This is a genomic window from Longimonas sp. (assembly GCF_040409695.1).
GTDB lineage: Bacteria > Bacteroidota > Rhodothermia > Rhodothermales > Salinibacteraceae > Longimonas.
Window position 1 is genome coordinate 1 of the sequence record NZ_JARWGJ010000139.1, and the last position, 13,961, is coordinate 13,961.

The 13,961-nt window shown below is 56.0% G+C and carries 6 protein-coding genes and 1 pseudogene; 2 read left to right on the forward strand and 5 right to left on the reverse strand.

Features of this window, described 5'->3' with window-relative positions; all coding sequences use genetic code 11:
* A pseudogene (locus PPP56_RS08635) lies at window positions 1-330 on the forward strand (hypothetical protein); the annotation flags it as partial.
* A gap of 121 nt (window positions 331-451) precedes the next feature.
* Here the strand turns inward: PPP56_RS08635 and PPP56_RS08640 are convergent.
* Complete coding sequence (locus PPP56_RS08640; RefSeq protein ID WP_353563639.1) at window positions 452-1,807, reverse strand: RagB/SusD family nutrient uptake outer membrane protein; 1,356 nt, start codon at window positions 1,805-1,807, stop codon at window positions 452-454.
* Window positions 1,808-1,869: 62 nt separating this feature from the next.
* A complete protein-coding gene (locus PPP56_RS08645; protein WP_353563640.1) occupies window positions 1,870-4,809 on the reverse strand; it encodes a SusC/RagA family TonB-linked outer membrane protein in 2,940 nt (979 codons plus the stop codon).
* A gap of 773 nt (window positions 4,810-5,582) precedes the next feature.
* Between PPP56_RS08645 and PPP56_RS08650 the strand changes: the two genes are divergently transcribed.
* Complete coding sequence (locus PPP56_RS08650; RefSeq protein ID WP_353563653.1) at window positions 5,583-7,787, forward strand: TonB-dependent receptor; 2,205 nt, start codon at window positions 5,583-5,585, stop codon at window positions 7,785-7,787.
* 343 nt (window positions 7,788-8,130) lie between these two features.
* On the opposite strand, the gene PPP56_RS08655 is transcribed toward PPP56_RS08650, so the two are convergent.
* The 3 genes from PPP56_RS08655 to PPP56_RS08665 all read right to left on the reverse strand — a co-directional run bounded on the left by PPP56_RS08655 (window position 8,131) and on the right by PPP56_RS08665 (window position 13,337).
* On the reverse strand, window positions 8,131-8,625 hold the full coding sequence (locus tag PPP56_RS08655; protein ID WP_353563641.1) for a hypothetical protein: 495 nt from the start codon (window positions 8,623-8,625) through the stop codon (window positions 8,131-8,133).
* Window positions 8,626-8,682: 57 nt separating this feature from the next.
* A complete protein-coding gene (locus PPP56_RS08660) occupies window positions 8,683-10,089 on the reverse strand; it encodes a SusD/RagB family nutrient-binding outer membrane lipoprotein (RefSeq protein ID WP_353563642.1) in 1,407 nt (468 codons plus the stop codon).
* Between the two features lie 119 nt (window positions 10,090-10,208).
* The gene (locus PPP56_RS08665) at window positions 10,209-13,337 is read right to left on the reverse strand and encodes a SusC/RagA family TonB-linked outer membrane protein (protein WP_353563643.1); all 3,129 of its coding nucleotides are present in this window, start codon (window positions 13,335-13,337) and stop codon (window positions 10,209-10,211) included.
* Window positions 13,338-13,961 lie beyond the last annotated feature (624 nt).

Below are 13,961 nucleotides of genomic sequence, written 5' to 3' on the forward strand. Positions count from 1 at the left end.
CAGACCGATGATGGGCTTCGCCTGAAGCACGACCACCGCAACGAAGATGGCTCGGAAGAGGAGATCACGCAGTACGGAGGCGACACCGAAGCGGAAGGCACGGCCAACCGCCAGTCCTTCCCTGCCGATCAGTTCACAGCCGACCTGCTTCCTGCAGCCGCATCAAACGTGTGGACGGTGGAGGTGACCGATGAAGCCTACACGTACATCCTGGTGCGTGAAGAGACCGGCGCACGCTATGAGATTCGGTTCGACCTCACCGAACCTGTCGACCCGCCCCCTGCACCGTGGGGCTACGAAGACACTGAGCCTACCCACGGCGAAGCTTAAGCGCTCGCCGGGGCACGGCGTGTTGCCTTCGAAGAACGAAACGCCCCACAGGGTGCCTTCCCTGTGGGGCGTTTTAGGTTGCAGAAGCGGTACGTCTATAGAAGCACGCGGCGGGAGCCAGCTACAGGTTTTCGCTCGCCGGGATGGGGAAGCGTTCCCACACTGTATCCCCGTCGCGGTCAAGAGGAAGCGTGTCTAAGCGATCGTAGCGACGCACGTCGATCCAGCGATGGCCTTCGCCATAGAGCTCATAGCGACGCTGCTCCAGCATTTCGTCTATGAGCGCCTCCTGAGTTTCTTCGCCGTCGTAGTCGGCGAGCCCAGCCGCGTTGCGAATTACGTTCAGGTCGTCAACGGCATCGCTGAAGTTGCCCTCCCAGATGTTGGCTTCGGCCCGGATGAGTAGCAGCTCCGCGTTACGCGTAACCGGAATCGGATCGACCTGGGTCTTGTACACGAAGAACCCCCAGTTGGAGGAGAGGCCATCGGCGGCAAACGCGTCTTCGCGTTCCACGACCTTGTCAAAGCGGCTATCGACGATCTCGCCGTCGGCGTCGCGCGCGATATCTCCGACGTAGCTCGGGTGGGCTGCCAGCAAGTTGCCAGACTGCTGTGGGGGAAAGAACCAGGGGTTCACGATGTCGCCAGGCGCGGTTGAGAACACATGGTAGATGCCCTGAGCGAGCGGGGCGTCGTCATCTACAAAGCTGTCTTCAAGCAGCGTGAGGGCCCGCGCGTAGTTGCCCTGGTAGACGGCCACACGTGCCGCGATGGCACGGTTGAACGCGGCAAAACCGGCAGGCGTGTCGAAGCCTTCAAATCCCTCGGAGAGCGGAAACTCGAACGCATCGCCTGCCGCTTGCAGACGTCCAAACGCAGCGTCGAGCCGGCTTGCGATGTTCTGCAGTGCTTCGTCATATCCGACGACCGGACCGACATCGTTGGCCGAGACATCAATGCGAATGCCGTTTTCGAAGGTCAGGTTTGCGTTTAGCAGCAGTTGGTAGGCGATGATTGTTTCGGCATAGCCCTCAAACCCAGCACGCTGTGCGTCGCTGAAGAGCGTGCCGCCTGCATTGTCGATCGTCTCAAGCATAATCTCGGCGTTTCGCACCACGCGATAGCGCTCGGCCCAGGGGCGCGTGATGTAGAACGTGTTGTTATCGAGCACCGAAGAGCCCCGCCCGAGCAGGTCGGCTGTGAAGCGCGGATCGGAGGCGCTGAAGCGATACGCCTCACGTCCGATCATGCTCACATTGGTCAGGTACAGATTGATGTCGGTGCGCATGCCCGCTTCAATGCCTACGGCCAGGTTGGCCAGCTTGGCAGGGGTTGGGTCTTGAAGGATGTCTTCGAGGCTTGGTTCGTTCGGATCCGGGTCGTCGCTGAGCTCCATCAGGTCGCATCCGCTCAACATGAGCAAGAGGACAAGAGCAGAGGTAGCAAAGACGGCGCGCAGTGGTAATGAGGTGTACATAGAAACAAAGGCTTGGTTAGCGATCGCAGAGACGTATGTGCTGGCCAGAAACCGAGTGCAGGTTACAGCCCAACGCGCAGGTGGAAAAAGAGCTCTTTCGACTGCGGAAAGGGCGTTACCTCTACCCCGTTCGAGACGGGCTGCGTACCAAAGTTATTCACCTCTGGATCGTAGCTCTTGTACGGCGTGATGGTGAACCAATTTCGGGCGGATGCGCCAATTCGGACGCTACGAAGCGACCCGTTGAACGTACGGTCAAGCAGACCAGTCGGCAGGTCGTAGAACAGCCCGATTTCGCGGATGCGGAAGTACGACGCATCCTGAACGAACTGTGCTGCCGACACGCCCACGTTGCCAACCCGTTCGGCGCCATCGGGAACGCCACTATTGTTGCTGTCCTCGTCAAAGTCGGGCGACGTCTGACTGAGGTCAAAGAGCAGCTCCGAGAGGTTCAGGTTATCGCCGCCTTTCTTCCAATGGGCCAGCACGGAGAGCGTTAGATTTTCGTAGAAGGTGAAGTCGTTTGTAAACGACATCTGAAAGTCGGGCGCTACGTCGCCCAGCTGGAAGACCCCATCGGAAGTTCCGTCGCCATTTCGATCGTCAATACCAACGATCTGCGTAGGGCTCTGGCCTTCTTCGATGCGAATTTCACCGAGCGTGGCTCCGAAGCCTCCACCGAGTGCCCGAAACGCAGGTACAGGAAGCGACGTGACCTCAGCGTCGTTCGCCCAGAAGCTCGTGCGCGAGTTCCAGCTGAACCGGTCTCTCTCTACCGGCACCAGCGCAAGCGTTGCTTCAACGCCCCGGTTCAGCAGCGTGCCGCCGTTGAACGTCTCTAACCGGAAGCCGGTGGAAGCCGGCACCTCACGCTGTAGCAGCTGATCCGTGATCTCTTTGCGGTAAACAGTAAGCGCCAGGTTGGCCCGGTTATCCCAGAGCCCGAGGTCGATGCCCGCCTCAATTTCAGTCTGGCGCTCCGGCTCCACGTCAGCCGATCCACGCTGCGGATTGATGAGCGTGCCCGCAACTCCACCGACCGACACGGCCTCAAACGAGGTAAACTTGGTTCCAAACCCTGCGATATTACCGGTCTGCCCGAAAGCAGCACGCAGCTTGAACTGATTCACAGCGTCGGCCGACCAGAATGCAAAGTTATGTATGTTGAGCGCTGCCGACGCCTTCGGGTAGAGGTAGAACCGGTCTACGTCGCCGTTCAACGTGCTCCGGTCTCCTCGCACACCAACCGTGGCGATAACCTGATTGGCAATGTTCACCTCCTCCTGCGCAAAGAAGCTACGATCGTTCTGCACCTCGCGCACCTGACTCGGGCTCAGCGATGTAGCCTGATCCAGGTTCTGCTGCCCGGGGATGAGACCGCGCGCCACAAAGTTGCTGGTCATCTGATCAATACGCACTCCGGTTACGCCTGCCTGCGTGGTGAACGTCACGTCCGAATCCGAGAGCGTATATGAGTGCACCCCAAGCAGGCGTACATTTGTATTGATCGAAGTCGTTTCGCCCAGAATAGACGTGCCCGGCTCAGGACTCGTGCGCTCAAACTGCAGGGTTTCCGGAAAAAGTGCCTCCGACTCTAATGAGAAAAAGTCCGCTCCTGCCTGGCCAATAATACGCAGCGACTGCTGTTCTGTGTTGAAGGCCGTGTACTCAACCTGCGCGCTTGTGATCGTGCGATTTACAACTTCCTGGTTCGTGAACAGGTCGCGCGTCTGTAGCGGATTCGAGGCGTTAAACGGGTGGTCAGGGTAGTTACCGTCTTCGTCTGGACGGATGTCGATGAAGTTCGGTGTTGCCGTGAGTGCAACGCCAAATGTGGTACCTGAGTTATCGTTGCCCGTGAGTCCCCGTCGTGTGTTTGCGTTTACGTAGTTCACCGTTCCGGAAAGCTGGATCCGATCTGACAGGTCGTGGTCCAGGTTCAGACGCACCGAGCGTTTGTCGTATCCGGTACGCTCAACGATACCATCGTCGTTTTGGAGCAGTCCTGAAAGGAAGAACCGCGTGTCCTCGTTTCCGCCTGAGATCGACAGGCTGGTTGTACTCAGCAGCCCTGTGTTACCAAAGAGCTCATCTTCATAGTCGATGAAGCGCCCTTCGTTCTGAGCCTCTAAGAACAGCGTGCGTCCCTCTGAGCCGAACGCAGCCTCAGCCGTTTCGGCCGTAAACTGGCGTGTGCCGAGCTTCTTGCGAATCGTCGTTGCGCCCAGCGTCTGAGAGAAATCGACCCGTGTGGCGTCGCTTGCCCCGCTTTTCGTGTTGATGATAACCACCCCGTTTGCTGCACGCCCGCCATAGATCGCCGCCGCTGAAGGCCCTTTCAGGATCTCGATCGACTCGATATCTTGCGGATTCAGGTCGGCGATGCGGTTCACCGGGTTGTCCTGGTTACTCCGGCTCCCTCCGGCTGCGGCCTGTGTTACCGCATTCACGTTGCTCGGGATAGCCGAGTTGTTAACGACCACGCCGTCAATAATGTAAAGCGGCTGCGAGTTGCCGTTAATCGTAGATACACCGCGCAGCTTCACCGACATCCCCCCGCCAGGCGCTCCGCTGTACGAACTGATTTCTGCCCCCGCGACTTTGCCACTCAGTGCGCCGTCGAGCGTCTGCGAATTGGTTCGTCCGGCCAGATCATCCGATGAAATTGTCTCCACCGAGTTAGCCAGGTTCTCGCGCGCAATGCTGGATGCAAGTCCGGTTACGACGACCTCGTCAAGGCCTACAACATCGGGCTCAAGTGAAACTTCCACCGACGTCTGCCCCTCCTCCAGCGTTACGGTCGTCCGCTGAAAGCCTACAAACGAGAACACGAGCGTGTTACGATCAGCGGGCACATTGATAGTAAACGTGCCATCTGGGTCGGTAAGCGTACCGATCTGTGTATTTTGTACGGTCACGTTCACACCCGGAAGCGGACTTCCGTCTTCTGCGTCGGTTACCGTGCCTTCTACCGTCGTTTGCGCCCATCCGGTAAGCGGCATCCCAACAAACAAGAGTACCCCCAGCCAAATTAGCGTCCAGCATGCATGGTGTCGGTGTTTCATAAGTGGTATTCCCTGTATCAAGAACGAGGATCTACGCGGCGCCTCTCCTGGCTGTGTCGCCTGTGCTTCCTGTGTTGCATAACCAGAACATCATGGGCGCGGGCTCTCAGTCAACAATTGCCCAGGCCTGGCTGCATGTCTGATACCGTGCGCTACGTTTCTCACTATCAGGACAAATAGAAACGAACTGCACGCAAAGCACGACGAGGCGTTTTCTTCGTATCATGAATGTATTCCACGCCCTCGTCAATGTCAAGAAATAGAAAACAAGGGATTAACGTATCGTGGTGCTTTCTCTTGTCAGTCGGGGAGATGATGCAGCGGCGCAGCTCAGCCTCATGCTTCTTCTGAAGGGCTCTTTGCCTGCTGCCATCCCATCTTTGCAAGGCGATGAACGCCTTCTAATCTGTCTGTGAGCGATATCCCGTATTCCAATCCATCTTTATAACTCGGCCTCAATCGATCGCCCTCTTCGCGCTTGATCAGATCCAGAGGATGGATGCACCTCTTTACATCCGCGTCAGGCAGCCTATATGTTTCGATTACGTTGCATTGCCGTTCTCGAAATAATTTTTTAGCCTTGACTAAATTATTTTGGTTGCCTATCTAAATAGTAGGATCTGGCAGCCGTTTTTGTGGCTGCGATGTTTTCTGAACAGACGCAACGCGATGTATCCATGATGAGACACGTAACAGCACTCTTTGCTTTGATGCTTGTCCTGGGCACGGCAGTACCTGCAGCAGCACAGACAGCCGGTACCAGTTCACTGGAAGGACAGGTCTTGTCGGAAGAAGATAACGCCCCGCTTCCAGGAGCTACTGTGCTGCTTCCTGACCTTGATCGAGGTACGACAACCGACGAGTCCGGAGCATTCACTTTTACGGATGTGCCCGCTGGCCTCCAGTCTCTTGAAGTTCGGTTTGTGGGGTTCGAAACCTATCGCACCGATGTCGAGATGCCGCACGAAACGCCTGTTGTGATACGCCTGACCGAAGAAGAAGTAACCTTCGACGACGTTATTGTGACTGGCTCCCCTGTGGGCACCACGATCTACCAGTCTGCGCAGGCCTTCAACGTAGAAGCGCTCCAGGAACGATCGGCCTCATCATTTGGCGAAATGCTTGATGGCGAGCCCGGCATTGCCATGCGTTCGTTTGGACCTGCTCCGGCGCGCCCGGTAATTCGCGGGTTCGACGGCGACCGCGTGCTCATCCTCGAAAATGGCCTTCGGATGGGCGACATTTCGAGCACAGCCCCGGACCATAACATCACGCTCGATCCCATGGCCGCTGAGCGTGTCGAGATCATTCGCGGTCCGTCGAGCCTGCTTCATGGGTCCAGTGCTATTGGAGGCGTAGTAAACCTCCTCACATCGGATATCCCTCGCAACTGGACGCCCGGCACGTCCGGCACGATCACGATGGAAGGGGCATCGATGAACAACGCACTGAGTGGACTAACGCGTGTGCAGCATGCAGGCGATACCTGGGCAACCACAGCTCGCCTTTCGTATCGGGATGCCGACGATGTGCGCACCCCCAATGGATTACTTCCAGGAACAGCGATCAGTAATCTGGAAGGCCAGGCCGGCTTTGCATACGAAGGCGCTGCACTGAGCAGCGGTCTTTCCTTTTCAGCAATTGATCATACATTTGGGCTACCTGAAGGGATCGACGATTCTGACGAAAGCGCTGAAATCCGGATGGACCAGCAGCGCATTCAGGGGGAAGCAACATGGAAGTTGAACCAGTTTGTGAAAGATGCCACGCTGCAATTTCAGGGCGCTCGTTTATTCCAGCAGGAAGTTGAAAGCGAAATAGAGCTTGATGGTAGCATCAACGAAGATGTAGAGCTCGAATATCTCCGCTACTCGGGCAATGCGACCTTGACGCTGCGCCATCGCCCGGTTGGCATTCTGGATGAGGGCGCGCTGGGTGCCGATGTCTATCTCGGCACGACCGACCTTGGCGGCGATGACGCATTCAGTCCGGGCATCTCGCAAGAAACAGTAGCACTGTTTACGTTTCAGGAGGTCCCCTTGACACAGACGACCCGTCTGCAATTCGGTGTTCGCGCCGAGACGCAGTCTGCCCGTACGCGTCCCAATGACGACTTCCCGGATATCGATGAGCATGTGCAGTCGCGTGCGCTTTCGGGATCTATTGGCTTGAACGTGCGCCCCACCACAAACGTTGAGATCGGGGCCCAGGTAGCGCGGGCGCACCGCTTCCCTCTGGTTGAAGAGCGCTTCGCCGATGGCGTGCACTTTGGCGCGAGTTTATACGAGGAGGGCGACCCCACGCTCGGTACCGAAATCGGACTGGGCACTGACCTCTTTATGCGGTGGAGCAACGACCGGATACGCCTCGATCTCGCTGGCTTCTACACACGTATCGACGACTTCATCGCGTTTGGTCCGACTGGGGAAACCTTTGAAGACACGCAGGGACGCGTGTGGGACGTTTTCCGCTACCGTGCCGCCGATGCCCGGCTCGTAGGGGGCGAAGCACAAGTGCATACCCGACTCACCGAAGCGCTATCGCTTGAGGGCCATCTTGACTACGTGCGGGGCTCGCGCATCGATAGTGGCAATCCACTCCCGACGATGCCCCCACTTCGCGGCACGTTGCGTGCTCGCTACGATACCGGTCGCTGGTGGGTAGGGAGCCGACTCCGCATGGTGGATACGCAGGATCGAGTTGCACCTGACGAGCTCCCCACCGACGGATACACGCTCGTGGATGCGCAGGCCGGACTCCGGCTGGATGCGAACGGGCTGCACCGTATCACGCTTCGCGTCGATAATGTAACCGATGCGCTGTACCGCGACCACCTGTCACGGATCGACCGGAGCGAGTTCGGGTTTCCGATGCCGGGGCGCAATATGAGCGTGTCATATCGCTATGCGTTCTGACCTGCGCTAATATACATTTCAGCTACTATCTGTCTTTACACACCAACGCATAGCGCGTTAGGAACCTGTTTTGATCTCTCAGCTTGGCCCCCAAGCGACTCCGCTCGGCTGCAGACCAAAACCCAAACAGGTGCTAAGTCGGCCTGCCTGTAACGTACCTGGTTATAGGGCAACAAGACCGTATCAACACAAAAAACGAGCATCAGTGGAACAGATGAACCACTGATGCCCGTCTTTATTTTTTTGCAGTGCTGTGCGGAGACCATTTCAGCGCTCCACTACGCATGCACGTGTGCGTGAACAGGTTCTAAGTGGCGCTCACTTTTCTGTTCACCAACGGCATTTACTGGATCACAATGCTACGCACGGTGCGCAAGCCATCCTGGCGTCCCACGCGAAGCTCTGTGCCGTCTGCAGCAGTAGCTCGGACCAACTCTACTCGGATTACACGTCCGGGAGTAGCATCTTCGAGGATAGCAATCTCTACAGGACCCGAGTCAAGGTTGGCCGTGTCATCAGGATCCTCAAAGGTGATCGTGAAGGGATTCGCGACAACCTCGTAGTCAACCCCTTCTACAGCAGCATCGCTGGGGGCCGGGCTGTTGATTACGAACTCGACCTCGACATCTTGTTGTATCGAGGTAGGTCGAACAAACGTATTAAATCCCGCAATTTCGCCGGGCGCTCCGCCTACCGACGCTGTGCTTCCAAACTCAACGTAGGCGCGGCTGTCGGCTGTTTGGTTAATGTCAACAGGGAGTTCGTAGTCATCGCAGCCCATTAGCAGCAGGCTGGCCAGCAGGAGTGCTGACACGTATGTGGTAAGATATTTAGTCATGGTACAAGAACAGTAAAGTATTGTGGATAGACGAAGTAGAAAAACATGGTCTGACGGTTACTCACCCTCAAACCACATGGGCACGTCTTCCAGTCCGATGAACGGCGCTGCATTTTCTGCATTGGCTGTGCGCTCGTTGTCAGGAAGCGGATAGCGACGGATTATGGTATTGAAAACCGCCTCTTGCGGAAGCTCAAGAGCAGGCACTTTGGTACGGCGCCAGTTCGTCCATCCTTCAGGATTTTGGCCCGTCAGTGCAACATAGAGCTGCTCTTGAATAACCTCTACTTTGTCACTTGCATTGTCGTACCGGTCGAGGAGTCGTCCGATGAAGGCATCTTTCTCTGCGGCATCAATGGCTCCAGGCTGTCCGTCGTAGAAGTCCATGCTTGCCCGCACCCCAGCTTCCAGCTTGTCACGTCCGCTCGATCCCGTTTCTTCGAGAAACTCTGCTTCCAGGAGCAGGATTTCTGCCGGATTGATCAGGATTTCTGGATAATCGGGGCGCATGATGTTGAGGCTCACAAACGAGAAGTCGCCTCCCAGCACGCCGGGAGGGCTCCCCGCGAATTCTCCTGCGCTATTTTCATCGAAGAAGGTAGCACGGCGCGGATCTTCGTCACGATTCATGATCTCGATCACCGGCTCGCCGGCGTGAATCCATATGTTTTGCCCGCCTGAGAACTGGTTCAGCAGCTTCCAGAGGTTGTTTTCGTTGCCCGTTTGGTCAAAGAACGGGATACGTGCGATGTCAGCCACGCTTCGGATCATGGGTCGCCCGAGCTGAGCGTTGATCTCACCATCTACTGAGGCACCGCCATTCCGCAGCAGCATGAGCGCGCGCATCTGGATGGAGTTCGCGAAGCGTTCCCACTGCTCCATATTTCCCCCGTATATGAGATCTGCATCCCCAATAACAATCGGGCTGTCCGTGATTCGTCCTTTTGCTTCTTCGAGCAGGTCTACGATGCCACGAAGCACGTCCTCTTGTTCGTCATACGCCGGGCGTGCGATGTCTGGATTGATGGCTTCAGAGAAGGGGATCGGACCATAGAGCTCCGTTGCCTGCAGGTACGACCAGCCCGACATGATCTGCGCCTGAGCCACAATGTTATCGAACCCGTTTGCTTCAGCATCCTGAACAATCAGGTCGAGCTCTTTCAGCTGATTCTGATAGATGCTATTCCACGTGTTACCGGCACTGAACGGGCTTACAACGTAGCGCTCTGGGTTGTTAAAGACCCCAGCTGCTCCAGCCGATGACCACACCTGTGGGAAGAAGTTAACGTCTGCTTTGAACTCAATGGCACGGTTACTGGCTGTATTCGCCAGAATAGTGGGAAAGAGAAGCTCCGGATCAGCTTCGGTAGCTGCGTTCGGATCTTCGTTGATATCGAGAAAATCATCGCAGGCCGTCAGTCCAACTGCCACCAGCACGATGAGGAGTAATCTGAGTGTACGCATAGTTACCAATGTATCTAAATGCTTTGAAAAGAGAGTACGGTGCCAGCTCTTCAGGATGGGGGGCCTCCTCTCGTATGGAGATAAGGCCACCCGGCATCCCATGAGCTTGTTTTCTCTCTTTAGAAGGTGAGGTTGACAGACAGGCTGATGGACCGCGTCTGCGGTACTGTGCCAAACTCGTATCCTTCACCGATTGCCCCTGAGCCAAAGATGTTGGTCTCGGGGTCGATGTGCGGGATGTTGCTGTAGAGCAGCAGCAGGTTATTACCTGAAAGGGCAATGTTTGCGTTCTGGATCGGCGTTCCTGCGATGAACTCCTGCGGAAACGTGTATCCGATACGCGCCGAACGCAGCTTTACATAGCTTGCGTCGAACACGTTGCCCTCAATGATGCTGGCATCTGCATATGCGCCCCAGAATGCCTGCATGCTTGTTACGGGCACATCGTTGTCTACAAACTGCCCATCGCGTTCAACAACAGCTTCGGTATCGATGAAGGTACCATCGCGGTTAATTGCGGTCTCTTCAGCAAGTCCGGCTCGGCGGAGTGCGCCCACCGTGTTTGAGAAGATGGATCCTCCGTTCTTCCAGTCGATGTTGAAGCCGAGTGAGAACCCACGGTAGTTGAACGTATTGCCAAACCCGACACGGAAGTCAGGATAGAGGTCTCCAATCCGCGTGTCTTCTCCCGAACGGCGAAGTCCGGTCTCAGGATCGACAACCGGACGTCCGGTTTCAGGGTCACGCTCCCATCCAACACCGTAGATACCGAGCGACTTGCCTTCTTCCGCTCGGATCTGGAAGCTGTTGAAGCCGCTCTGTACGGTAACCTGATCGACGCCTTCTGCCAGCTCGACCACCTCATTGATGTTCGTCGCAAACGAGGTACTTACGCGCCACGAGAAGTCGCGCGCGGCAATGGCCGTACCCGAAAGGTCAATCTCGACTCCTTTGTTGGAGATCGTCCCGATGTTCGTGCGGCGCTGTCCAAACCCGGTAGACTGCGGACGCGGGATCGAGATGATCTGGTCTTCGGTGCGCTGGCTGTAGTACGTAGCATCCAGCACCATGCGCCCATCAAAGAAGCGCGCCTCGGATCCGATCTCCCACGAGATCTGGTTCTGTGGCTTCAGGTCGGTTGGCGGAATGGTATTCGTAGCCGTGAACCCGGTGCGTCCGCCGAACGGAAACGAGTTACCCGTTCCAAACTGACCGAAGATGTTGTTAACCGGGAAGAACCGGAAGTCCAGCTGATATGGGCTTTCATCGCTTCCTACCTGTGCATAGTTGGCCCGAAGCTTCAGATACGATAGATATCGGCCGCCGAAGTCGAGGGCATCGGTAAGCACAACGCTTGTGTTCACCGAGGGATAGAAGAACGAGTTGTTTTCCGTTGGCAGCGTCGAGCTCCAGTCGTTGCGGCCGGTCACCGTCAGGAACGCCCAGTTCTGGTACCCGAGCGTAACGTCGCCAAACACGCCAATGATGCGGCGCTGCTGAAAGATGTTGGACGGCGAGTTTGAGTTGGCATTGCCGAAGTTGTACAGCTCGTCAACAGAGAGCTCTGTTGCGTTATTTCGAACGCGCTGGAAAGTCTCCTGGTTGATGTTGTTTCCGGCGATTGCGGTGAGCGTCAGATCCGGCGTCAGGTCGTAGTCGAACGTAACGAGGAGGTTCGAGTCGATCTGCCGTTCTTGGAGCACCTCATCCGTAAAGTTTCCATCTTCACGTCCAATCGTACCGACCCGGTTGATTCGGCGGCGATTCTCCGTGTAGATGTCTGTACCGACCCGGTACGTGATATCGAGGAACGGAAACGGTTCGAATCCAATTTCCCCGGACCCAATGAAACGCTCCACATCGTTTGTAAATGGATTCTCATTGGCAATCCAGTAGGGATTGTTGGTCTGGGTTCCCAGGTTGCGCTGTTCAAGCGTTTCCGGGTCAATGTACGGAAGCAGATCAGACTGCGCGATGGTGCGAGGCAATCCGTTTATAATGCTGACCAGCGTATTCGGGTCATTGCCTCCGGCCGCTACCCGGCCTTTCGTATCCGTCTTGATGTACTGTGCGTTTAGCCGTGACCGGAACCCATTTTCGAGCCGCGTTCCCATGTTCGCTGTCAGGTTAACGCGGTCGAGCCCGCTTTCCGGGGCAATACCCGTCTGCGTCATATATGTCAGCCCCAGCCGGTAGTCGGTTGTAGCCGTACCACTGGTAAACGACACACTTGTATTTGACATCGTACCGGTATCCCAGAAGTCCGATACGTTGTCGGGCTGTGCCTGCAGAGAGACGGTCTCTCCGCGGAAGTCTTCGACTTCTTGGCCAGCGATACGCGGCCCCCAGCCATTGAGGCTGGTGATGTTGTACTTACCGATGCTCCCCTGCGCAAAGTCGTTCTGGAAGTCGGGAAGACGCGCCGGACGAGAAGCTGTCAGCGACGAGGAGAACTCGACCGAAGATGCCCCCTCAAACCCGCGCTTTGTTGTGATAATAATAGCACCATCTTTGGCCCGCTGCCCGTAGAGAGCCGCGGCTGCGCCTCCTTTCAGGACAGTTACCTCCTCAATGTCTTGCGGGTTAATGTCGCCGGCGCGGTTCCCTGTATCGAACGAGCCGGTAATCCGCGTTCCATCAAAGGCAATGTTGGAGTTTGAGATAGGCACGCCATCGATAACAAAGAGCGGTTGGTTGTCTCCAGTTAGCGACGCTACACCACGCAGCGTAATTCGCGTGCTTCCCCCAACATTACCCGACTGCTGCGTAACGTCAACGCCAGGAATACGACCAGAGAGCGCGCTTACGATGTCTTCCTGATTCCCTTGAATCAGATCTTCGCTGCGCACGGTTGATGCTGAGTACCCAAGCGAGCGTTCTTGGCGCTCTACGCCCAGGGCGGTAACGACCACCTCACCCAGAATATCCAGGTCAGAGGTGAGCGTAAAATCAGCAGTAACTGTCTCGCCAGCTACTACTTCCACCTCACGCTCTTCGGGAATGTATCCGACAAAGCTAACGCGAACGGTATACGTTCCTGCAGGCACGTTGAGCTCGTATTCGCCTTCCATATTGGTTGCCACGCCGGCACCAATTTCAGAGATCTGCACGGTACTCCCCGGCAAGGGCTCTTCGGTTTCACCATCTGTCACCGTACCAGTGATGGTGCCGTCTTGTGCAAAGACGAGCCCGGGTGCCAACAGCAGCACCGCGAGCCCGCACAAGAGCTTTGTAGCTAATCTGTTCATAATGTAACGTCCTCTGTCTGTTTGGGAATAACTGTGGGTGGTTGGGCACCGGAACGGCGGTTTGCTTTTTCCGAAGCATGCTCAGAAGTTAGCGGACTTCTGCCGCATGTTTGCAGTGCCCATAAAAAAAGGAACACACTCATGCCGATAGCGGGCGGGAGTGGCTCTTTACGCGGTGGTGGTTGCACATGCAAGTACGATAAAAATGCACCTAACAAGTACATTGTATTGCACTTGTTATATTGCCCTACTCCGTTGGCTTTCAGTCGCATTTATTGCTGATCAAGCTTTGTATTTAGCGTGCCGTCCAAAGCACGCCGGCAGCACCGCGATTAATAGCGAATAATCGGTTCTACACTCGAACCTGCTCTCTATTTGCTCTGCAACACTTCGGCGACTGAGCAAGGAGATGCCTAACCGGGCGCTAAGCTTTACTTTTAAAAGTCGGTAGCTAACGGAGCACTTTAGGGCAAATTACTGCCAACACATATATTGCATATGAATTAACTTAATATAAAGACAAGCCCGAATATTGTCAAGAGCCTGAGACGACAAAAAATCTGCGAAGTGATGTTTTTGGCGTAGCAGTGTTGCGTTATTGAGTTGCAGAAACGTACCGTCCGT